Genomic DNA, 22056 nt, shown 5'->3' on the forward strand with positions numbered 1-22056 from the left:
CTTGCCTGCCGGCTCGCCGCGCGTGCGGGAGGGTGGGGCGCAATGAACGAGCCTTCCTGGTGGCAATCACTACGCGAGACCTTCGACGTCGCGCTGTCGCAGAATCAGCGGCTGCTAAAGCTCGAAATGGCCAACCAATCGCTGATCCCCCACCGCCTGGTGGGCGAGGAATCGATGTCCCGGCCCTTCCGCTACCGCCTCGACGTCATCTCCCAGCGTGGCGACATCGAACTCAAGACGCTGATGGCCCAGCCCGCCACCCTGTCCATTCGCCAGGCCGATGGCCAGTATCGCAAGCGCTCTGGGCTGGTGGAGTCGGCGGCCCTGCTCGGCGAGGACGGTGGCGTCTTTTACTACCAGCTGACGCTGGTGCCCTGGCTGACGATGCTCAGCCTCGGGCGCGACAGCCGCATCTTCCAGGACCTGAGTGTCATCGAGGTGATCGAGGCGGTCTTCGCCCAGCACCCTATCGCCCGGGGTGGCTGGCGCTTCGACCTGCGCCGCGAGTATCCCGCGCGCAGCTACTGCGTGCAGTACCGCGAGAGCGACTACCACTTCGTCAACCGCCTGATGGAGCAGGAAGGCCTGTTCTATTACGTCGAGCACCGACAGGCCGACGAAGTGGAAAGGGGAGACGCAGCCGGCCCCACTCCATCCGTCCACAGCGGGCTCAGTCACAGCGGGCTCAGTCACAGCGGGCGCAGTCATAGCGGGCTCAGTCACAGAGAAACGGGCCACGGAGAAACGTGCCACCGACTGATCATCACCGACGACGTGGCGACCTGCTCGCCGGTGTCACCGCGCCAGATCCGCTTTCATCGCCAGGGCGCCACCGAAAGCGAGGACGCCATCACCCAGTGGGGTGGTCGTCGCCAGCAGCAGCCCTCGCGGGTCAGTCTCGCCACCTACGACTACAAACAGCCCCGCTTGATCAAGCGCACCGCGCTCGAAACCCATCCCGACCAGGGCAAGCTGAGCGACCAGGAGGTCTATGACACTCCCGGCGAGTACTACTATCGCGATCATCCACGCGGCGAGCGGCTGACCGAGCATCGCCTGCAGGCGCTTGAGTCCCGTGCCAAGCGCTTTTTTGGCGCCGGTGGCGCGCGTCAGCTGCAGGTGGGGCAGCATTTCGAGCTGACCCAGCACCGCCAGCATGAGCGAGGCGATCTACCCGAGCTCGAGTTTCTGGTGCTGGGCCTCACCCTGCACGCCGAAAACGCCCTGCCGGTATCGGCCCACCTCTCTACCCTGCCAGGCAGCCTGCAAGATGAGCTGGATTGCGCGCGTCGAGCCCATGGCCTTGAAGACGACAGTCAACACCGCGACGACTACCAGCGCGCCGGCACCGGCCACTACCTGGTCGATTTTGAAGCCCAGCGCCTGAGCCAGCCCTATCGCTCGTCGCTCGATCATCCTAGCCCGGTGATGGGTGGCCCCCACACTGCCATCGTGGTCGGCCCCGAGGGCGAAGAGATCCACACCGACCGGCTCAACCGGGTCAAGGTGCAGTTTCACTGGGATCGCGGCCAGCCATCCGGTCAGCGTGATGTCCTCTCCAGCTGCTGGCTGCGAGTGTCCGAGCCCAATGCCGGTGCCGGCTGGGGCGGTGTCTTCGTCCCGCGTATCGGCCAGGAAGTGATTGTCGACTTTCTCGAAGGTGACCCGGATCGTCCGCTGATCACCGGGCGCGTCTACAACGGTGATGAGCGCCCGGAGTGGCACTCCAACGGCCTGCTGTCGGGCCTCAAGTCGAAGACCTACCGAGGCGGCAAGTACAACGAACTGGTATTCGACGACGCCACCGACCAGGAGCGGGTACGGCTCAACTCCGAGCACGCCAAGAGCCAGCTCAACCTGGGCTACCTGATCCACCAGCACGGCAATACCCGGGGGAACTTTCGCGGCACCGGTTTTGAGCTGCGAACCGACGCCTACGGTGCCGTCCGCGCCCACCAGGGCCTGCTGCTGACCAGCTGGGGACAGCTCGGCGCCAACGGCGAACAGTTGGCGCTGGCCCCGGCCTATCGGGAGCTTGCCAGCGCCTGGCAACTGGCCGACGGCCTCAGCACCAGCGCCGTCGAACACGATGCCGAGGCGCTCGATAGTCGCGACAATCTTAAACAGGCCGGCGAAGACGCCCAGGGCCGCTACGGGCAGGCCGTCGCGGCGCCCCCTGAAGACAGCGATCAGTCCACCGCCAGGGGCGCCAGCCGGGCCGGTCGCGGTGAGGCAGGAATGCTCAAGCAGCCCTGGCTGCATCTGGCTTCACCGGCGGGCATCGCCGCCAGTACCTCCCAATCCACCCATCTGTCCCAGGGCAAGTCGCTGAGCGTGAACAGTGGCGAGGACATCAACCTGGCTGCTGGCCGCAGCCTGATCGGCGCCCTGTCGGACAAGCTTTCGCTGTTCGTGCAGCGCCGGGGCATCAAGCTGTTTGCCGGCCAGGGCAAGGTCGAGGTGCAGGCCCAGAGCGACGAGATGGCGCTGACCGCAGAAAAGACCCTGACCATCACCTCCACCGAGGACACCGTACAGATCGCCGCCGCCGAGGAAATCCTGCTGACCAGCGGCGGCGGCTACATCCGGCTCAAGGGCGGCAACATCGAGATCCATGGACCCGGAATGATCGACGTCAAGGGCGGGCAGCATCTGTTTGGTGGGCCGAAGGAGATGACGCCGCGTCTGCCGGTACTTCCCTGGTCGCCTGAGCCCGTCTGTGTGAGCTGCTGGATGAAGGCCGTCAAGGAACAGAGGGCACTGGTGAGGGTACGCAAATGATAATCGCCAAGGATGGGCTGCTCGGGTATATCGAAAGCTGCAAGGTTGAATTGACGCCATCCCAGAGGCGTGAGGCGAAGATTTGCGCGTTGGTGGAGCTTGGTGCATTGAGTGAGCGCCAGCGCGACGAAGTCTGCCAGGCATTCAGTGGTGAGCCCTGCTTTCAGCAGTCGGAGTTGAAGAACTTGCGTGAGCTGGGGCCTTGGATGTTCGAGTCCTGTCGCACGGAAAGGCTTATCAACGACCTCCTGCCCATGGCAGAAGCCGGTTTTCACGCCTTGATACTGCTACACCGACCATTGAAGTTGGAAGCCAGCCTCGTGGGGCGTGCCTGCGTCGTCACCGATAGCGAACAGGAAACTCAGATACTTCGCTACTACGCACCCTCGGTCTTTCCGGTTATCCATCGGCAGTCAGATCAGGACTGGCATCAGGGCCTGTTTGCCGGACTCAGTCACTGGTGGATACCAGGCGCCGACGGCTGGGTGGATTATCTGGGGCGCTGGGAATCGCCGGCCAGTGACGCTGTGCCATTTTCCGGAATCGAGTTGTCACCACACCTTCTGGCCGAACTGAGCAGTGATCCTCTCGCGCTTGAGCTACTTGCCGTCCTTGAGCGTGATACGCCCACCATCTTTCCTGTGGCGTGTCCTGGCATTCGATTTTCTATGGTGGATCAGGCCCTGAGCCTAGGGCGTCGAGCGGGTCTAAGCAGCGCCGCCGATCTGGGTTACTTCGTCTCTTACAGTATTGCCAACGGCAAGGAGGCCACGGACACGGTGGCGTTTCAACAAGCCATTCAACTGGCTCAGGGTTCCTCCACACCGCTTGCCGAGGTGATTCGAACAACGATGATGGAATCCAGGGAGCGGCGTCCATGAGCAATGTATTGATTACCCCCGATGATATGGAACGCATCTCCCGACAAATGGAGATAAGCCAGCAGACCCTGGACTCGCTGTACGCCACCTGTAAACGTTCTCTTCATATTCTGCCCCTTCGCTTTAGTGCCATCTATGCCGAAGCCGAGGACGCCGCTGCCCTTGCTGCAGTGCCGGAATTCGAAGGAGGGCTGGCATCTAGCCCCGGGTTGGCGTCGGCTAAATACGCCGCTCGCTTTTTGCGGGAAGGCTACCTCTATGTGTTAGTCAAGCGCCTTGGCCGGTATCGCTGGGAGCACTGCTACCATGTGGGTCCGGAAGCTCTGTTGTCACCCCTGGATATCAATGACCCTAAGCCGGCTAGCGGTGGTATTCCCTATTTTACCGTGCAAGACGTAGAGGACGTGTCCGAAGCATTCATGCTCTTTCACCCCGACCCCCTGAGTCCAAGGGTGCTCCGCTACATCCATCAGCTTTCGCATTGGCGAGAAAAGCTACAGCGATTTGATCTCGCCAGCATGGCCTACAGCTGCGTGGGTACAGATGTCATCGAGCCCGGTCAACTCAGCAGCCAGGTGGCAGAGTACATAGGCTACAAAGATGCTGATGTGGCACGGCTGTTACAGGAGCAAACCTTCCCTTCACTGACGGACCCCTTTGACGAAAATGCTGAGCCTATTGATTTCGCGCAGTATCGGATGAGGTTCGAGAATACTCTGCGATCCTTGTCGGATGGAAAAGGAGTCGCTGTCGTCCTCAATGACGCCATCGGCATTACCCAGGAGTTGAACAACTTTCGTAACAATGCCCTTGAGCCATTACGAGCCTGGATGGAGGCGAAAGAAGAGGGAAAACCCACCAACGAGCAAAAGTTCTACTGCGCGGAGATGATCCGTAATCTTGATGAAGCCTACGTTGATGGGAAGGTAAATGGACTGGCTGAAGTCGAGGTGAAGCGCTATCGACTTTCGAGTGGAATGCGCTATCTACCTTTTGTCCAGGCGGTCGAACGAGCCAAGTCGAGTGGTGGGGCTCAGGCACTGCCGATTGACTACGAGATGGCCGAGGAATACGAAAGTCGACAGCAGGAAATATTTGACTCAGCCAGGGTTAGAATAAAAGCGCAGAGAGCCGATGAGTATAGACGTGAGTACAATAAAAAATATGCACCGTTGCTCGATCAGCAGGCCCGGCGAAGATTCGATGCCGAGATGGACGAAATGTCTCAGGCCTACGAGAGGAAGTTCGAAGCCAGAAGTTCCGATCATCTGTGGTGGGTGCAGAGTACAGCCTTTCTCGACGCCCTTGATTTCTATGACTCGCGCGATTTGATCTGGGGTTGGGCCTACGCGATACAGGTGACCATGGCCATGGTCGGCATGGACGGCTCCACCGATGGCGCCGCGCTGCTTTCGCGCTGGTGGCTAGACGTGAATATGACGGATCGTGGCAACCTGGCCTGGAGCGTCTACTGTCTCAATCAGGAAGAAATGAGAAGCAAGGCTCGTCAGGATATTGAAAGTTTTCGCTCCCGCGATCAAGCAGATGCAGGCCCGGATGATCAAAGTTGGTTGGGGCAAAACAGCATGCTTGTTGCCGATAGCTTCAAGCAACTTTCGCTGGCATTCATCGCGGCTAATAGCGTCATCGGTGGGGCTACCCCCGAGTGGTTCAAGAACAGCCGGCTCGGGATCACCATGACATGGTATACGCAGTTTGTCAGAATGTTTTTCGAGAAAGGCGGGCTCGAGAGGATAGAGAGATCCTTGATCCGTATCGTTCTTGGGTTGAAAGTTGCATCAATGGGAGAAGGAGCGGGTCGCCTAAATATCAAAAATCTGATTTTTAACAGAACTCAGCGGGATGCAAATAAACTTTATAATAACAGCTTCTATACCACTCAAGAGATCGATGACGCCATCGGAAGAAATTCCAACAACTTCTTGAATGCGAGGATGGCTGCCATCTTGGGGATATCGGAGCTGATACTTCTCTACAATATCTTGTCCAGAGAGGACAAGGGGAGTCGAGACTACTTCCAGGCGGCAACCTCGGCAACCCTGCTGCTGGCCGCCATCGCTGACACTGCTGCGGCCTATCAGTGCGCGGTAATTTCGATCCGCCACTATCTGAGTTCCGCCGTACCAGATATCTCGAGCTATCGTCTGGGAGGGTTTTCCTTCTGGGGTGGAACCCTGGCGTCGGTAGGGGCCCTATTTTGTGCGGTTGATGATGTCTTAATGGCGGTTTCATTTTCTAAGAAGAAAAATAGCACCATTTTGTTTGCGGCTTACGCAGCCCGAGCCTTGGCAAATTTTGGCGTGGCGGTGCTGGGACTCACCCTGACACTAGCCTCTTCCGTCGGATTTCTCACCTTGGTATCCACTGAAGCCAAGAGCGTGCTATTAAGGAACGTTGCCGCTAGGCTTCTTCCTCTTGCGAAGTATCTAGCAAGGCTATCGGCACGTTATGCACTGGCCGCAGTGTATTCTGTGTTTATATGGGCCACCGTTGTCATCTCCATTGGGCTCTGGTTTATCTCGGATGACGCCCTGGAGAGCTGGTGCAAGCGCTGTTCGTTCGCTGCACAGGATGATATCGACTACTTCGATGACTTTGAAGAGGAAGTTGACGGTTTCTACACTGCCTTGCAAGAGGTGACATGATGTATTTCATCGACTGGCTTTTCTACCGCTCCCACCACGAAACGGGTGAGGAACCTGAAGACTTCAAGCAGGCGACGGCAGTCTTCGAGGAAGAAGTAAAAAAAGTGCTGGAATCGAATGGTCACGATGTGAAGAAGATGGTTAGCGAGACGCCCTCCGATGCCCGCTCCATCTACAGGATAACTGACGACTATATCGACGTAAGAACTTTCTTTGATGAATGGCGTGGGGGTGGGGTCGTTGGTCTTTTCTGTCCATTTTTGGGCGTCCTTTTCATGTTCTTTTTTCTAGTTATTCCACTGTCTTTTGTATGGTTTACGGGGGAGCATTACTGGACAGGCACGCCAGCCGAACCGGTCGAGTATATCGTAAGTATATTTCTTTTCGTATTATTTGGCGGAGCTCTTTACTTTATGTTCCGATACCTGTTCTGGCTGCTTCGTATGGAGTGCCTGGTCCAGCGACATATCGTGATTCGCTTCAATCGCAATACCCGCAAGGTCTATATCAATCGCCCCAACTTTGCCGGTGGCAACAAGGTGTATGACTGGGAGGTGATCACGTCCTCGGTCGAGCCCAGCGACCCGGTGATGACAGGTGACCTCTACTGTGAGCCGAAACGTTCCATCCTGATGCTGATGTTTCTCAAGCAGCAGACCGGAGAGGATCATCACGACATCGTGCTGGCCGGCGCGCCGCTGCGCAGCGACCGGGAGATGTACGACCTGTGGGAGTATATCCGCCGCTTTATGGAAGAAGGGCGTGACAGCGTCCCCGAACCTCGCTGCATCCCCACCTTTCCCTGGCCGTGGCGGTCCTTTCTGGCGCCCTGGTCGTTTATCGAGCTCCAATGGCACCAGGCCCCCTGGAGCCCGAAGATGATCGCGCTGGTGGTGCTGGTGTCACCCGCCATGCTGGTCCACGCCGTGGCCCACTGGTGTTCACTGCTGACCTGTTGGCCGGTGTACTGGCCGAAGACGCTGCGCCGGGAAAGTACGATGACAGCGGCCGAGTTTGCGCAAGAGAGGGAGCAACGGGCCTGAGCTATTTTTTTGCCTCTGGTTTATCTCGGATGACGCCCTGGAGAGCTGGTTCAAGCGCATTTGGGGGTTGCCTTTGTGCCGGCCGTGGGCGTGATGACGGGGCGCGGATGCTAAAGGGTCTGGCACTACTGTTATCCGCTTTCATAGTGTGGGGGCCGTTAGCCTTCATGTTCCTTGATAGCGAAATACACCATTTGGCCGGGGTTGAGCAAGGCCCTGCCTATGGGGTTGGCAATAGTGGAAGGTTGGGAGATGAGTGTTGTTTGTTGTCCTGAGTGCCTAGTCGTTTTTTAAGTGGTGTTGATAAAGTTTTCGAAGAGTTGTTTCGGAACTGTTTCTCCAGGATGGAGAAGCCGGTTTTACAAGGAGAGTGAGCTATGAGCGATAATATCACGAAAAATGTCAGAGAGTTTACAGATATGGAGAGGCGATATGTAAACGCTTATGTCACCAGGAGGACTTGGTTGCAAAGAATTTTGGGTGGAGTGATTTTAGTGTGCCTGTCTTCTTTTTTGGTGTGTATTATTGCATTGATTTTCGATATTGATAGGTTTGGCAGTCTGGCTTGGGTATTTTTTGTTACCCAGTTTGTATGCTTTGGAGGAGTTAATCTTCTGCTCAGGAAATTCAAGGTCAGAGGGTCCAAGCATAAGGTAGATGATAGCATAAGTGAGGTATCAGGGAGGTTCGAAGAGTTGAGCTTTACGGTATCTACCGGAAATGGCGGGAGTGAAACTAAATATCGACATTTTATTGGTGACGTTGAATTGATTTTTCCGCCCGGTGCTCGCCCTGCTTTTCTTGGCATGCACGGTAGAGAGGTGACCCTGTCAGGGGTGTTGTGGCATAACTTGGGGGATGTTGAATTTTCCCGCTACACCAGAAAATTCATGCCCGAGGCGGCTGCCAGGGTCCCGGCAATTCAGCTTCTCGCTCTTGAGTGGCATGGCTTGATCGATGTCGATGGCGTGCTGGAGAAATATGGTAAGCACTATTTCCTTCAGTATCGTGCGAAGAATCTCTGCGAAGCCTTGTTCTTTGTTGTCGTCCTGGCAGTAGTCTGTGGATTTCCGTTGCTCTTTGATTTTTACATAGATTTATATATTGATCGTAGCATGCTGGTCTTTGTACCACTTGGCCTCGTTCATCTCTTTGGTTCGATAGCCATCTCGATCCTCATTTTTTTGAATCTGGCAAAGGCCTACGTGGCGCTCAGGAAGCGACAAGACCCTGACTACGACACAACGCCCCACGAGGAACGCCTGAAGGGCCATGGGTAATCCCCGCAACCAACGCCTTGGCGTTTTCGCTTCGCTGAAAGTTGACTCAAGCGATATCACCCTTTGCCGGCATTGCGTGCTCTTGTTTCGGCGAAGTGCTCTGCCATGGCGTCGCTAGCGCCAAGCATCGGCCCCTGCTCCCTGTCCGGGAACAGGGGCCGATTGGCGTAAAGGATCCAGGTATCCAGGGCGGGGCCCAGTGGCTGGATCACCCGCAGCCGGTCGGGATGACGCTCGATGGCGTCCTCGGCGACGATGGCGGCGTCGGCCTGGCCGTCCAGCAGTTGCTCGAGGGCGGCGACGATGGTGGGGGCGTCGTGTTCCGCGAAGGCCGAAAGGTCGGTGTAGTGGCGGGTGGCGGGCTGTCGCAGCACGCTTTTCGACTGGGCCACGTCAGCGCGGGTTACCAGCGCCAGCGGGCGGCTGGGGGCGATGAAGGCGTCCACCGGAAAGGCGCGATGCATGAAGCGCCCGACGCAGTCGGCGTGGCTGGGGTGGGCGCTGACCTGCAGCACATAGTCGTAGCCCCCGGCGACCAGTTCCTCGAAGGCGCCGATGAAGTCATCCACCAGGCTGATCCGGGGCTCGATGTCGGTGAGGTCAGGCTCCTTGAGCCTGCGATCGTCGAGATAGCGGGCGAGCACCAGGGCGTGGTTGCTGTCCTCGGGGCCGAGGGTGGCGAAGTGCATGGCGGTCTTCCCCTGTGGTGTGGTGCGTGGATAGCGATTGATGGATGCGGAGCAAGGAGTCGTTCGGGGTGACGGGGCGCGTCGGGCTCTCCCTGTCGCAGGAACCTTGTAGGCGAAAGCTTGCTGTCGGGCAACTCTGGTCGCACTGTCAGGGCGCTTCGTCTCTGGCAGAATAGCCCTCCTACCGGGCAAGCGATCAAGGAATCCCAATGGCTCACCTGTTGCGCATCGTGATGATCCACGGCCACCTCGAGGGGGTGGTCGAGCTGGACGTCGACGGCCATACCAACATCTGCGGCACCAACGCCTCGGGCAAGACCACGCTGCAGCGTCTGGTCCCGGTGTTCTACGGTGAGCTGCCCAACAAGGTGGTGCCCAAGACCCGCAAGAAGTTCGACGCCTTCTACCTGCCCAACCGCAACAGCTACCTGATCTACGAGTACCGCCGCGAGGCGGGCAACGTCTGCCAGGCGGTGCTGACCCGCAAGAGCGACGGTGGCGTCGAGTATCGCTTTGTCGGTGCGCCCTACCAGCCCGGGCACTATCTGGTGGAGAGCGAGGCCGGGGTGGCGGCGCTGGACTACAGCGACTGGGCCAGCCAGCTGCGTCGTGAGGGAATTCCGGTGTCGCCCAAGCTAGGCGCCACATCGGAGTTTCGTTCGGTGATCCAGAACGACTTCACCCACCAGCAGGGCAACCGCAAGGAAAGCCTGCGCCTTCGCCAGATGGCCGCCCAGTTCAGCCTGGTCAAGCCGGAGCATCGCATCCGTCATATGGAGAAGCTGATCAGCGCGGTGCACGCCAAGGAGGGCAAGATGGATACCCTCAAGACCATGCTGGCGGCGATCTTCGAGGAGGACGGCGTCGAACTGCCGGTGACCCGCATCCGCAATACCAAGGCGCGGGAGTGGATCGCCCAGATGCGCCAGTCCAAGCGACTGGAACCGCTGGAGCGATCGCTTGGCAAGCTCGATGAGCTCGATCAGGAGATCGCCGAGCGCGAGACGACCCTGTGGCAGTTGAAGCCCCAGCTCGAGGCCGACCGCCACCGCGCCGAGCGCACCCTGGCCGACGCCGAGGCCGAGATCGGCAACCGCCAGCGTGAGTTCCAGGAGCGTGAAGCCGCCTACGAACAGGCCCGCGATGCCCTCAACGACCGCTTGAGCGAGATGACCAGCGAGTTGGAGCAGACCCAGCGCGAGCTTTCTGACCTGCAGGCGACCTTCGAGGCCTACGAGGAGGCCGACATGCCGGCGCTGGAGCGTGACGTCCAGGCGCTGCCCCAGTGGCGCGACCAGAGCCAGCAGCTGCGCGAGCACCTGGCGGTGATGCAGAACGCCTTCCAGGAAAGCCAGTCACGTCTTGAAGGACGCCTGCGTGAGCTGGGCGATGAGCTGGCCCGCCAGACCGAGGAGACCCAGGCGCGTATCGACGAGCTGGGCGAGACCCGCGAAGAGCTGCGTGACCAGCAGTGGCGTCAGGAAAGCGAGCTCGAACAGCGCTATCAGCAGCAGCGCCAGGAGCTCGACGAGAGCTACCGTGAGCGCCTGGAAAGCGGCGTCGAGCGGCTGGCCGAGCTCAAGGCCCAGTTGGCCGCCAGCGCTGCCAGCGCCGAGGAAATCCAGGAGGCGGAGCTGGCCCAGGCTCGCCTCGACCAGGCCCAGACCGACCGCGAAGCGGCGAGCGAGACGCTGGGGGCGCTGCGCGAGGAGCTCGACACCCTCAAGCGCGCCCGTGATCAGGCCGAAAAGGAACTCGACGAGGCCCGTCACCATCTTGCCAGGGCCGAGGCTCACACCTATGGCCTGCACCAGCAACGTGATCCGGCCCAGGGCACACTGCGCCACTTCCTGCGCTTCCATCGTCCCGGCTGGGAGCAGCGTCTGGGCAAGGTGATCGCGCCGGAGCTGCTGGAGCGCCGCGACCTGTCGCCCCGTGTCGGCGAGCAGGACCACGATGAGCTGTTCGGGGTGGGCCTGGATCTGGCCGCGGTCGAGGTGCCCGAGTACGCCCAGGAGGAGGCCAGCCTGCTGGCCGCCATCGAGCAGGCCGAGGCCGCCCAGGTGCGTGCCGAGAGCGCGGTGCAGGCGGCCGAGCGCCAGATGAAGGCGGCCAACGAGCGGGTGCAGTCCGCCGAGGAAGCGGTGCGCCGTGCGCGCATGGAGCTCAAGCGCGCCGAGTCCGAGGTCGACTACGCCCGCGACGCGCGCAGCCAGCTGCAGGAGCGTCACGCCCGCCAGCAGAAGGCGCGGCGTCAGGGCCTGGAGGAGGCGCTGGCCGCCCAGCGCGCCAGCCACGATGGGCTAAAGGAGGAGAAGCGCGCCGCCCTGGATACCCTGGCCAAGACCCACCAGGCGCAGATGCTGGAGGTGAAGGCCGACGGCCAGAGCCGCCTCGACGGCGTCGACGACCAGATCCGCCAGTTGAAGCAGTACCAGAGCGACCAGAAGAGCGAGCATCAGCGCCAGCGCCAGGAGCTCGAGGCCGCCTTCGACCGTGAACTGCAGGAGCAGGGCGTGGATCTGGCCTCGCTGAAGGACACCAAGGCGCGGCTGGCCTCGTTGGACGAGCGCATCCGGCTGACCGCTTCGCGCCAGGAGCAGCTGGAAGACTATCGCCGCTTCATGCGCCTGGACTGGGGCCAGCGCAAGCCCGAGCTGGTCGACAAGGAAACCCGGCTGGTACGTGACAAGGAGGGTGCCGAGCGCGAACGCGAGCAGCGCAAGGCAGAATTCCAGTCCGACCGCGCCGCCCACCAGCAGGCGCTGGGCGAACTGAAGGCCCGACGCAGCGCCGAGGCCGAGGTGATCGATGCCTTGAAGCCACTGCTGGTGCAGGTCGAGCAGCTGCCGCTGGACCCCTCGCCGGCGCCCCGGCACGATGCCCCCGGCGACGTCCACGAGCGCATCGAGCGCACCCGCCAGGCGCTGTCGGAGCGTGGGCGCGAGATGGACGCCCTGCGTAAGGGCTGCGAGCAGGTCGAAAGCGAGCTGATCAAGGGCGCCAGCACCGGCTTTGTCGATACCATGAGCGCCGAGCGCGCCAAGCTGCGCGAGGATGACGCCGCCAAGGGTGCAGAGCCCAGCCCGCGCCGGCTGCTGCCGCTGCTGCGCGGGATGCTCAAGCTGCTCGAGGACCAGCAGCAGCAGCTGGTCCAGCAGGGGCGCAATCTCGGCGCCGATCTGGACAAGTTCTTTACCGTCTTTCGTGACCTCAACCGGCGCATCAGTGCCCAGAGTCGGCGGCTGTCCGAAGAGGTCGCCGACGACCTGCGCCTGGAGGGCATCACCAAGGCCGAAGTGCGCATTCAGTCGACCATCGACGAGCTGGGCTTCTGGGAGCCGCTCAAGCGCTTCGCCCAGGACTATCGCGACTGGCAGGAGACCGGCGGACTGCCGGGGGACGACTACCTCAACGCCCTGGCCGACGTGGTCGACCTGCTGCGCAGCGACCAGCAGTACAGCTTCGAGAGCCTGCTGCGCCTGGAATTGCACCTCAACGAGGGCGGCACTGACCTGGTGATCAAGAACGATCGCCAGCTGCTCGAATCCTCGAGCCATGGCATGGCCTACCTGATCCTGTGCAAGTTCCTGCTGGCGTTTACCCGACTGCTGCGCGGCCAGGCCGAGATCAGCGTGCACTGGCCCATCGACGAGATCGGCACCCTGGCCTATCACAACGTCGAGAAGCTGTTCGAGGCCTGCGACAGCAACCATATCCACATCGTCGGCGCCTTCCCCAACCCGGAGTCCGACGTGCTGCTGCTGTTCCACAACCGCTACCTGATCGACCGTGACGCCGCCCAGCCGGGCCGGCGCCGGCTCAAGCGCATCGAACCGCGGTTGAGCAAGCTGGCTCAGCGTCTCAAGCAGCGCAGTGCCGAGGAGGTCACCCAATGATCGAACATGGTCCCCTGCTCGAACGGCTGCTGGCCGGCGAGTTCATCTGCGCCGTCAGCGACGAGAGCGCCTTTCGCAAGCTCCAGGACGAGGAGGTGCGCGAGCAGATCGACATCTACCTGCGCCCGCTCAACCGCCGGCTGGCCACCAACGAGGATCGCAGCGTCCACTTTCTGGCCTGGCGTCAGCTCAACGAAGACGCCCGCGAGCAGCTGTCGCGCCAGCTCGGCGAGACCGTCAACAGCCTGCTGCCGCTGCTCGAATGGTTGCAACTGGTGCAGGAGGCGCTGGGCCAGGACTCCCTGGCGGCCCCCGGCGACGTGCTCAAGCCCGCCGAGTTCAGCGCCAAGTGCGAAGACAACCAGAGCCTGCGCGAGCGCCTGGAGCGGCTGGCCACCGACCCCTTCTTCGGCTCCCAGAGCGAGCAGCTCGACGCCCAGATGAAGCAGGTGTTCAAGCGCCTGAAGGAGCACGGCTACCTGCTGCAGCCCCACGCCGACCGCCAGGTCTTTCTGGTGACCGCCAAGATCGACTATCTGGTGGAGCTGGTGCGCTTTATCCGCGACGAGGAGAACCTGCCGGTGGATGACGAGGCACCGGCCCGCCAGGAGACGCTGCTATGAGCGAGGAACACTCGCTCGAGAGCCGGCTGGTCGCCACCGGCACCGAGCGGTTGTCGCTGCTGGGGCGCTACGCCGACGTGCTGATGCAGGGCTATACCCGCGACGAGGTGCCGCTGGAGACCCTCACCGAAGGCGCCCTGCGCAAGCTGTTGGCGGCGCGGATTCTGTGGCGGCCCGACGAGCACGGCGCGGTCAAGCTGACCCCCAAGGTGCGCGAGCTGATCGCCGAGATGCTGGCCGACGAGACCCGCCGCCACGTCAACGCCGACGTCGGCGAGACCCTGGAGCAGATCCGCAACCTGGTGCAGAGCTACCGCGAGGCGGTCAGCCTGGGCGAGCACTGGCAGCAGGGGCCGCTGATGTTGCGCCTGCGCCAGGAGGTGGACGACCTCAACGGCCGCTTTGCCGACGCCATCGACAGCCTGTGGCAGCGGCTCAACAGTGACTTCGGCTTCGTCAGCCGACTCAACGACAAGATCCGCGAGAACGACCGCGCCCAGAAGCAGATCGTGCGCCTGCTCGACGGCATGGCGCTGATCGACTTCGACGAGCTGATCGATCTGGTCGGCAGCGACGGCGCCCTGCGCAAGCTGCTGATCAGCCAGCTTCAGCAGCAGTTGAGCCAGCACTACACCAACCTGCGCGAGGTCCAGGGACGACTGATCGAGCTGATGGCGCGCTTTCGTCAGCAGCAGAAGCAGAGCCGGCTGGTGGCTGGCATGGCCGCCTTCCTGCGCGAGCATCCGGGCTTTGTGCCGGGCAACTACACCCGCCGCAGCGAGGTGCCGGAGCTGTTCAACCACGCAAGCCCGCTGCACGCCGCCGCCGCCCCGGCGCTGGATCACCATCGCGACGCCGAGGTGCTCACGGGGCTGCTGCACCAGTTGCCGGTGGCGGTCCACCGGCCGGAGCAGGCCGAGGTGGCAGGCCCTGCCATGGTCGAGGCGCAGAGCATGGTCGAGGCCCGCCAGCAGGCGCTCAAGCAGGACGTCGAGCGCTTCTACCTGGACGTGGTCGACCAGCAGGCGCCCGCCGCTGGCGCCTCGTCGGGCACCAGCGCCCTGGCGTACCTGAGCGAGAGCGAGCTCGAGTGGGACCCGGAGATCTGGCTGTTTCAGGTCATCGCCGAGTACCAGGGCCTGCCCCGCGAGGAGCAGCGCGCCTTTCGGCTGATCCCCGACGAGAGCCCGGCCGGGCCCTTCAACGACGTCCAGTTGATCCACGACGTCAGCCTGGCGCTGGTGGTCTAGGCAGAGGTGATACGTGATCGAATTGAGTAACCGCGCGCGCAATGTCCTGAAGAACATTCAGGGAGAACTGGATATCTCCCCCCGCACCGAACGCAAGCGCGAAACCAAGACTATTGCCAACATCGAGGCCTGGTGCGACGCCCATGATATTCGTCTGGAGGACTATCGTCGGGGGAAGATGCTGCGCTTTAACCGGCGTCTGTTGGCCGACATCGATGCCATGCTCGAGAGCCTCAAGCAGCCGGGGTTGGGGCAGTCGTTGAGTGGCTTGTCCACGGTCGAACAGGCGAAGCTCGGGATCAGGGAAGACAAGAACGTGCGCGAGCCACCCCGACGCTATCGGGTGCTGGTGAGCGTACCAAGCACCCAGCATCGCCCCGGGTTTCCGGCAGGTGTGAGAGAGACCCTTGAGGTGGATGGGCGAACGCTTGAGCTTGCCGCCTTCGACGCCTTGGTACAGGTGGAGAATCTGGATAGCGTCCATGAGTTGAAAGTGACGCAGGCGGAGCTGGGTGGTTTCGCCAACCCGCTGGTGGTCTATCGCGGTGATAAAATCTATCGCAAGGGCTTCGATGACTTGGTGGTGGCCTGGGGTGAGCGCTTTCGTGACCAGCGGCCGCACCTGTATCTGGGCGACTTCGACGCTGCCGGCGTTCGCGAAGCGCTTTCCAGCGGCGCTGACGGGATGTTGCTGCCACGCCTTTCCTGGCTAGCGCACGAGGCTGACTCACAGCACCAACGCGCGGAGCAGCTACCGTACAAGAAAGCACTCGAACGCCACTGCGCGCGTCTGCCCGCCGCCCATCCCCTGCGCGACTACCTCGCGCTGATCCTCGATCAGCAGCGCGGCCTGCGCCAGCAGTGGTTCGCTGGCCCCCTCGAGGCTGTGGCGCTGCGCTGAGTCATTTCCCTAGAGCTGGCGCCGCCAGCGATTCTCGATGGTGTCCAGTTCCGCCGGGCCGTACAGCGCCTGGGGATGGCCGCCGTAGTGGGCCCATAGCTGGTCGCCGAAGTCGAAGTGCCACCATTCGCTGGGAAGGTTGGTGAAGCCCTGGGCGGCCATGGTGTGGTAGAGCAGGCGGCGATTGTCGCGGACCTCACGTTCGGTCGCGCTGGGGGCCTCCTTGGCTTCGTAGAAGGCCGTGTGGGAGGCCGGTATCGCCTCGTCGAACAGCGTACCCATAGGCAGCGGCAGGCCGTCTTCGTCGCACAGGGTCACGTCGACCGCGCCACCGCTCAAGTGCGGGCTGGGGCCGGTCGGGCTGGTGCTCGGCTCGGCGACGAATTCCCGGGTGCGCTCGAGCAGTTCATCCTCGGCGATGTCGGGGTGATTGCCGCGAATCGCCTCCATCAAGGTCTCGAACAGGTACTGCTGGACCCGCCAGGGGCGCCAGCCGTCGAGCACGATCAAACCGACGCCCTGGGGCAGCGAGCGGGCCGCGGCGAGCACCCGGCGGTAGACGCCTTCGCGCACATAGCACTCGTTGATCGCCCCGGGAATGCCGAGGCGGGCGTAGGCCGGAAATACCTTTACCGGCGCCGGTGCCAGGCTCATCGGCACCAGCGGCTCGTCGAGCCCCTGGATGGCAATCTGGCGTAGCTGCGACCAGGCCGGTTCCGACGCGAGGGGGATCGGTGTGTGGCGCGGATCGCGGCAGGCATCACGAGAAGAGCGATCTTGGGTCATGGTTGCCTCATCCCAGGGTGGTCGGGAGCCACAGGGTCAGTGACGGCACCAGGATCAGTGCCACCAGGACCAGCAGGGCGATGACCACGAAGGGCCAGATGGTGCGAAACAGCGCGGTGATCTCGAGCCGGCTGACGGCGGCAGCGACAAAGACGCAGGCACCCATGGGCGGCGTGATCAGCGCGATGGTGATATTGAGGGTGATGATGATGCCCAGATGGACTGGATCGATACCCGCCATCATCGCCACCGGGGCAAAGATCGGCGTCAGCAGCATCAGTGCCGAGACCTCCTCCATGAACATCCCGGTGATGAAGGTGATCAGGCTCAGCAGCAACAGGATGACCACCGGGTTGTCGACGTAGGGGGTCAGCAGTTCGACGAACTGATTCGGCACCTGGGCGTAGGACAACAGCCAGCTCACCGTGCTGGAAGCGGCCATGATCACGAAGATCGCCGCCGTCAGGCGGGTGGTGTCCACGCAGGCCCGCCACAGCCCGGCCAGGCTCAGGTTGCCGGCAAGCACGCCGTAGAGCGCCACATAGGCGACGGTCAGCGCGCCCGACTCGGTCGGCGTGACCAGGCCCATGACGATGCCGGCGACGATCAGGAAAGGCGCCATCAGCGCAGGCAGCGCCCCCAGGGCGGCGATGCCCAGCTGGCGTGCCCCGGGCCAGCCGTCGCCCCTGGGCAGGCCCTTGCGCCTGGCGTAGACGGCGTTCATGCCCATGAAGGCGGCGCCCAGCAGCAGCCCGGGGATGACGCCTGCCAGAAACAGGTCACCCACCGAGGTATTGGTCAGCGAGGCGTACAGAATCATGAAGATGCTGGGCGGGATGATCGGCCCGATCAGCGAGCTGCCGGCGGTGAGGCCGGCGGCAAAGGCGGTGGAGTAGCCTTCCTTGCGCATGGCCGGTACCAGCAGCGAGCCCAGCGCCGAGGTGTCGGCCACCGCCGAGCCGTTGACGCCGGCGAAGAACACGCTGGAGACCACATTGACGTGGCCCATGCCGCCACGCAGGTGGCCCACCAGCAGACGCGCCAGGGCCATCAGTCGGTCGGTCAGTTTCGAGGCGTTCATCAGGTTGCCGGCGAGGATGAACAGCGGGATGGCCATCAACGAGAAGGCGTCGATGCCGCCGAAGAACTGCTGGGGCATCATGCGCGGGATCATCGACAGGTCGACGAAGGCAAAACCGACCACGGCGGTGGCCAGCAGCGAGATGAACAGCGGCAGGCCCAGCAGCACATGGATGATAAACACTGCCAGCATGGCGAGGGTCATGAGTGCGGCTCCTCGGTGTCCAGGGTGGGCAGCGGGTGGGGCCCGTGGCACAGCGCCATCAGCGCCAGCAGGGCGAAGCCGATGGGTACGGACATCACCGGTACCGCGCGGCTGATGCCAAGCCCCTGGCTCTGGAAGATGGCCACCGACTGGGCGTACTGGAAGCTGAACCAGGCACCACCGATGGCCAGCACCAGGGTCAACAGCCACTGGTACCAGGACAGCAGCCTGCTGGCCAGGCGCGGAATCAGCCGCTCGATCAGGGCGACACGCATATGGCCGCCCTCGATCCAGACGCTGCCAAGCGCCAGCATTACCGCGCCGATGATCAGGTAGCGGGCCAGCTCATCGGTCCAGATCGGCGCGCCGCCGGCCAGGTAGCGCGCGAGCACGCCGTAGAGTATGGCGAGCAGGTCGATCACCAGCAGGGCGCTGGCGACCCATAGCGATAGTCGCCGCAGGGCCATCAGCGGCGGAGAGTGGGCAAGTGACCAGGACATGGGCAAAGGCTTCCACGGCAGGGGTGAAGATCGGCGAAGCGCCCTCGGGCAGCATCCAATCGAGGATTATCCGGAGATTGAGGCTTTCCAGCGACCGGGCTTTAGTGAAAAGTCCCAGTGTAGAGGGGCTCAAGGCAGCCGCGCTCTGGGCAGCGCCTGGTTGACGGGTATGGCCACCAGGCGCTTGCTTGGGCTGTCTGGCTCAGGCCCGTCAGGGCCCGAGCACGGTCTAGCGGTTATTCGCCGCTGAGCTCGACGCCAGCGTCATCCAGGGCCATGTCGATGTAGCGCTGCTCGATGTTCTGGTCCTTGAGCCACTCCAGATAGGCCGGCTGGCCCTGCTGGCGGAAGGCCTCGAGCTGCTCGGCGCTGGGACGGATGACCTCCATGCCCTGCTCCTCGAGGTAGGCGATGCGCTCGTCGACCTTGGCCTGGTTGTGCTCACGGGCCAGTTGGTTGGCCTCGGCCACCGCCTCGCGGAAGGCCGCCTGGGTCTCTTCATCCCAGCCGTTGATCATGCTGGCGTTGCCCACCAGGAACTGATCGGAGTACTGGATGTTGGCCAGCGTCAGGTAGTCCTGCACCTCGTACAGGCTGCCCAGGATGATGTACATCGGCGGGTTCATCTGGCCGTCGGCGACACCGGTCTTCAGCGCCATGTAGACCTCGGTCCAGGGGATCGGGGTGCCGGAGGCGCCAAAGGCTTCGTACAGGGCCACCTGACTCGGGTCCATGGCGCGGAAGCGCAGGCCCTCGAAGTCGGCCGGCTCGGCGATCGGAGTCTTGTCGTTGGTGAAGGCCAGGAAGCCGCCTTCCTCGACCACCGCCAGCAGCTCAAGCCCGGCGCGGCCCTCGAGATCGTCCTTCACCGCCTGCCAGTAGGCGCCTTCGTCGAAGAAGGTGCGGGCGTCATCGAAATCCTTGAACAGGAAGGGGATGGCGCTGACGAATACCTCGGGAACGATCGGCGACATGCCGGCGAAGGAGGCGATGTTAAGGCTCGGCGAGGCCATGGTCTGCTCCATGCGCTCCTGCTCTTCACCCAGCATGCTGTTGGGGTAGAGCTTGAGCTCGAGCTCACCGTCGGCCTTTTCTTCCACCAGTTCCTTGAGGTTGGTGGCGAAGACGTGGACGGCGTTCTTGTCCGGATCGGGGGCGCCGTTGTAGCTCAGGTTGACGGTGGTGGCGGCCAGTGCCGAAGCGGCCGACAGGCTCAGCGCCGCAGCGGTGGACAGGGCGGCGACCAGGGGAAGGGGGCGAAACAGGCTCATGGGACTCTCCGGTGTTGTCGTGTTGTTGTAAAACGGCATCGTTTCAAGTCGATATCGAGACTAGGCGTTGTCGCGTTGACTAATCAAACCCTATGGCGTTGATCTTCAGGCAACGCCTCAGTAGCGGCAAGCTGCCTTGACGCGAGGGGCGTCATCCTGAAAGAAGCGCATGCCCCGTCTGAGATGGGACAGGCACGCCTCGGCGGCCACCGAGAGCGGGCGATCCTGGCGGCTGACGATCTGGGCACGGGCACCATTGAGCACCGGATGTGCCAGCGGCAACACCCGGATCAGCCCCTGCTCGATATCGTCGGCAACGGTCAGTTCCGGCATGAAGGTGACACCGATCCCGGAGCGCACGAAGTTCTTCAGCACCGCCACCGAATTGGTGTGCAGCCGTGAGGTCAGATGCAGGCGCTCCTGGTGGGCCACCTGATCGACCATCTGGCGCATGCCGAAGGGGTTGTCCATCAGCGCCAGCGGCCAGTCGCTGATCTCGTAGAGGGTCAGCGGCGTCTGGCGCCGCGTCAGCGGGTGGTCGGCGGGCACGATCAGGTCCAGCGGGTGGCGGCGCTCGACATGGCAATGCAGCGTCGGGTCCACCGGTGGGGCATACAGCAGCGCCAGGTCCACCTCGCGATCGCGGATCAGGGCCATGGCCTCGTTGACGCCAGCCATCACCACCACGATGTCGATGCCCGGGTGGGCGGTCATGAAGGTCTGCAGCGGGGCGTTGATCAGATCGGCGATGAAGCCTTCGCCCACCGCCAGGCGAACCTCCCCGCTGTTCAGGCTCTGCAGGGCGTTGAGCCGCGACAGGGTGGCGCTCTCGGCGTCGCACTGGGCGCGATGGTGGTCGACCAGCAGGCGCCCGGCTTCGGTCAGCGAGACGCCGTCGGGGTGGCGGGTCAGCAGGGGCGTCGCCAGTTCTTCTTCCTGGCGCCGGATCAGTCGGCTGATGGCCGAGACGTCCACATTGAGGTGGACCGCGGCGGCGCGCAGCGAGCCACGGCGCTGCACTTCACACAGATAGGCCAGGGCACGGCCGTTGAGCATCGGAATTCCTTGGTCGTGGTGGGGCGGTGTCTGTCATTGTCCTGCAAGTGGCTTGGCGGCGCAGGCGGAGAGTGGCAGACTCATCAGGCCCAAAAGGTATAGATCAATAACCATAACGCAAAAAAGGAATCTCACGGATGCGATCGTTTTCCCGCCCCCTGCTGCTTGGCGCCCTGATCGGGCTTTCCGCCCTTGCTTCCACCACCGTTCAGGCGGATGAGCCACTCAAGCTGGGGGTGGATATCCCGTTCGAGCCCTTCGAGTATCGTCTTCCCGATGGCACCCTTGCCGGTTTCGAGGTGGAACTCGGGGAAGAGGTGTGCCGGCGCATCCAGCGTCAGTGCGAGTGGGTCGAGCAGAGCTGGGATGGCATCATCCCGGGGCTGATGGCGCGCAAGTACGACGCCATCATGTCATCGATGGCGATCACCGAGGAGCGCAGGCAGCAGGTGCTGTTCTCCGAACCCTACTATTCCAACCCCAGCGTGTGGGTGACCCTGCGTGACCAGCAGATCAACCCCGACGATCGCGACAGCCTCGAAGGCCTGACGGTGGGCGTGCAGCGCGGCACCATCCGCGACCGCTTCATCACCGACACCTATGGCGACATCATGGAGGTTCGTCGCTACGCCACCGCCGAGGACCTGGCGCTGGACGTCAAGACCGGACGCCTGGACAGCGCCTTCATGTACTACCCGCTGGCGCTGGCCAATCTGCAGGTGGACGAGGCCGACAGCGAGGTGGTGGTCAGCTCCGAGTTGATCCGTAAGCCCAAGTCGTACTTCGGCCATGGTGTGGCGGTGGCCTTCCGTCCCCGCGACAAGGAGCTCGCCGAGCAGTTCAACCAGGCCCTGGCCGAGATCAAGGAAGACGGCACCTACGACGAGCTGATGCACAAGTACGTGGACTACGACATCAAGATCTGAGGATGGTCTGGCCTGGCCGGACCCTCGCCAGGCCCAGTAAGCGATTTTGCTACTGGTAGTTGGAACACGAAAAGGGCGGCCATTGGCCGCCCTTAATGAGATGGTCAGCCTGACCTCGAAGCCCAGCAGGCTATGCTTGCTGGGCTTCTTCTTTTCAGAGGACCACGCTCATGACCGCTCCCGCCATCATCGGTATCGACCTGGGCAAACGCAGCTTCC

At 62.4% G+C, this 22056-nt stretch carries 16 protein-coding genes; 10 read left to right on the forward strand and 6 right to left on the reverse strand.

The window, feature by feature from the left end; translation table 11 throughout:
- Nucleotides 1-42 precede the first annotated feature (42 nt).
- From tssI to C9F12_RS15985, 5 genes are all read left to right on the forward strand, one after another.
- Entirely contained in the window at nt 43-2781 is a 2739-nt protein-coding gene (tssI, locus tag C9F12_RS15965; protein ID WP_108449522.1) for a type VI secretion system Vgr family protein, read from the forward strand.
- Complete coding sequence (locus C9F12_RS15970) at nt 2778-3662, forward strand: hypothetical protein (protein WP_108449523.1); 885 nt, start codon at nt 2778-2780, stop codon at nt 3660-3662. The genes tssI and C9F12_RS15970 overlap by 4 nt, the downstream gene beginning before the upstream one ends.
- Nucleotides 3659-6328 (forward strand): T6SS effector BTH_I2691 family protein, encoded by a 2670-nt coding sequence (locus C9F12_RS15975; RefSeq protein ID WP_108449524.1) that lies wholly within the window; start codon nt 3659-3661, stop codon nt 6326-6328. The genes C9F12_RS15970 and C9F12_RS15975 overlap by 4 nt, the downstream gene beginning before the upstream one ends.
- Complete coding sequence (locus tag C9F12_RS15980) at nt 6325-7371, forward strand: DUF6708 domain-containing protein (RefSeq protein WP_240184272.1); 1047 nt, start codon at nt 6325-6327, stop codon at nt 7369-7371. The genes C9F12_RS15975 and C9F12_RS15980 overlap by 4 nt, the downstream gene beginning before the upstream one ends.
- A gap of 377 nt (nt 7372-7748) precedes the next feature.
- Nucleotides 7749-8651 (forward strand): hypothetical protein, encoded by a 903-nt coding sequence (locus C9F12_RS15985; protein WP_108449525.1) that lies wholly within the window; start codon nt 7749-7751, stop codon nt 8649-8651.
- A 56-nt stretch (nt 8652-8707) separates the two neighbouring features.
- On the opposite strand, the gene C9F12_RS15990 is transcribed toward C9F12_RS15985, so the two are convergent.
- Nucleotides 8708-9340, reverse strand: a complete 633-nt coding sequence (locus tag C9F12_RS15990; RefSeq protein ID WP_205254710.1) for a hypothetical protein — start codon at nt 9338-9340, stop codon at nt 8708-8710.
- 209 nt (nt 9341-9549) lie between these two features.
- On the opposite strand from C9F12_RS15990, the gene C9F12_RS15995 reads away from it, so the two are divergent.
- From C9F12_RS15995 to C9F12_RS16010, 4 genes are read left to right on the forward strand one after another with little or no spacing between them, the layout of a single operon-like run.
- Nucleotides 9550-13239, forward strand: a complete 3690-nt coding sequence (locus tag C9F12_RS15995; protein WP_108449526.1) for an ATP-binding protein — start codon at nt 9550-9552, stop codon at nt 13237-13239.
- Nucleotides 13236-13862, forward strand: a complete 627-nt coding sequence (locus C9F12_RS16000) for a hypothetical protein (protein WP_045993163.1) — start codon at nt 13236-13238, stop codon at nt 13860-13862. The genes C9F12_RS15995 and C9F12_RS16000 overlap by 4 nt, the downstream gene beginning before the upstream one ends.
- On the forward strand, nt 13859-15112 hold the full coding sequence (locus C9F12_RS16005) for a hypothetical protein (RefSeq protein ID WP_108449527.1): 1254 nt from the start codon (nt 13859-13861) through the stop codon (nt 15110-15112). Before C9F12_RS16000 ends, C9F12_RS16005 begins: the two co-directional genes overlap by 4 nt.
- A gap of 13 nt (nt 15113-15125) precedes the next feature.
- On the forward strand, nt 15126-16013 hold the full coding sequence (locus C9F12_RS16010) for a hypothetical protein (protein ID WP_240184273.1): 888 nt from the start codon (nt 15126-15128) through the stop codon (nt 16011-16013).
- A gap of 9 nt (nt 16014-16022) precedes the next feature.
- Here the strand turns inward: C9F12_RS16010 and C9F12_RS16015 are convergent, their stop codons facing one another.
- From C9F12_RS16015 to C9F12_RS16035, 5 genes are all read right to left on the reverse strand, one after another.
- Entirely contained in the window at nt 16023-16799 is a 777-nt protein-coding gene (locus C9F12_RS16015) for a M15 family metallopeptidase (protein ID WP_204248955.1), read from the reverse strand.
- Nucleotides 16800-16806: 7 nt separating this feature from the next.
- Nucleotides 16807-18084 (reverse strand): TRAP transporter large permease, encoded by a 1278-nt coding sequence (locus C9F12_RS16020; protein WP_045993165.1) that lies wholly within the window; start codon nt 18082-18084, stop codon nt 16807-16809.
- On the reverse strand, nt 18081-18584 hold the full coding sequence (locus tag C9F12_RS16025; RefSeq protein WP_240184274.1) for a TRAP transporter small permease: 504 nt from the start codon (nt 18582-18584) through the stop codon (nt 18081-18083). Before C9F12_RS16025 ends, C9F12_RS16020 begins: the two co-directional genes overlap by 4 nt.
- 236 nt (nt 18585-18820) lie before the next feature.
- Complete coding sequence (gene dctP, locus C9F12_RS16030; protein WP_108449528.1) at nt 18821-19855, reverse strand: TRAP transporter substrate-binding protein DctP; 1035 nt, start codon at nt 19853-19855, stop codon at nt 18821-18823.
- A 117-nt stretch (nt 19856-19972) separates the two neighbouring features.
- Nucleotides 19973-20911, reverse strand: a complete 939-nt coding sequence (locus C9F12_RS16035) for a LysR family transcriptional regulator (protein ID WP_045993168.1) — start codon at nt 20909-20911, stop codon at nt 19973-19975.
- A 137-nt stretch (nt 20912-21048) separates the two neighbouring features.
- Between C9F12_RS16035 and C9F12_RS16040 the strand changes: the two genes are divergently transcribed.
- Nucleotides 21049-21837, forward strand: coding sequence for a transporter substrate-binding domain-containing protein (locus C9F12_RS16040; protein ID WP_108449529.1), 789 nt, complete (start codon nt 21049-21051; stop codon nt 21835-21837).
- Nucleotides 21838-22056: the final 219 nt, after the last annotated feature.

This window comes from Halomonas sp. BN3-1 (assembly GCF_003056325.1).
Lineage (GTDB): Bacteria > Pseudomonadota > Gammaproteobacteria > Pseudomonadales > Halomonadaceae > Halomonas > Halomonas litopenaei.

Bases quoted from the DNA above. Each gene is read 5' to 3' on its own strand.
- tssI (WP_108449522.1), top strand. From the start codon at position 43: ATGAACGAGCCTTCCTGGTGGCAATCACTACGCGAGACCTTCGACGTC.
- C9F12_RS15995 (WP_108449526.1), top strand. From the start codon at position 9,550: ATGGCTCACCTGTTGCGCATCGTGATGATCCACGGCCACCTCGAGGGG.
- C9F12_RS16025 (WP_240184274.1), bottom strand. From the start codon at position 18,584: ATGTCCTGGTCACTTGCCCACTCTCCGCCGCTGATGGCCCTGCGGCGA.
- C9F12_RS15990 (WP_205254710.1), bottom strand. From the start codon at position 9,340: ATGCACTTCGCCACCCTCGGCCCCGAGGACAGCAACCACGCCCTGGTG.
- C9F12_RS16000 (WP_045993163.1), top strand. From the start codon at position 13,236: ATGATCGAACATGGTCCCCTGCTCGAACGGCTGCTGGCCGGCGAGTTC.
- C9F12_RS16035 (WP_045993168.1), bottom strand. From the start codon at position 20,911: ATGCTCAACGGCCGTGCCCTGGCCTATCTGTGTGAAGTGCAGCGCCGT.
- C9F12_RS15970 (WP_108449523.1), top strand. From the start codon at position 2,778: ATGATAATCGCCAAGGATGGGCTGCTCGGGTATATCGAAAGCTGCAAG.
- C9F12_RS16005 (WP_108449527.1), top strand. From the start codon at position 13,859: ATGAGCGAGGAACACTCGCTCGAGAGCCGGCTGGTCGCCACCGGCACC.
- C9F12_RS16020 (WP_045993165.1), bottom strand. From the start codon at position 18,084: ATGACCCTCGCCATGCTGGCAGTGTTTATCATCCATGTGCTGCTGGGC.
- C9F12_RS15985 (WP_108449525.1), top strand. From the start codon at position 7,749: ATGAGCGATAATATCACGAAAAATGTCAGAGAGTTTACAGATATGGAG.
- C9F12_RS16040 (WP_108449529.1), top strand. From the start codon at position 21,049: ATGCGATCGTTTTCCCGCCCCCTGCTGCTTGGCGCCCTGATCGGGCTT.
- C9F12_RS15980 (WP_240184272.1), top strand. From the start codon at position 6,325: ATGATGTATTTCATCGACTGGCTTTTCTACCGCTCCCACCACGAAACG.
- C9F12_RS16015 (WP_204248955.1), bottom strand. From the start codon at position 16,799: ATGACCCAAGATCGCTCTTCTCGTGATGCCTGCCGCGATCCGCGCCAC.
- dctP (WP_108449528.1), bottom strand. From the start codon at position 19,855: ATGAGCCTGTTTCGCCCCCTTCCCCTGGTCGCCGCCCTGTCCACCGCT.
- C9F12_RS15975 (WP_108449524.1), top strand. From the start codon at position 3,659: ATGAGCAATGTATTGATTACCCCCGATGATATGGAACGCATCTCCCGA.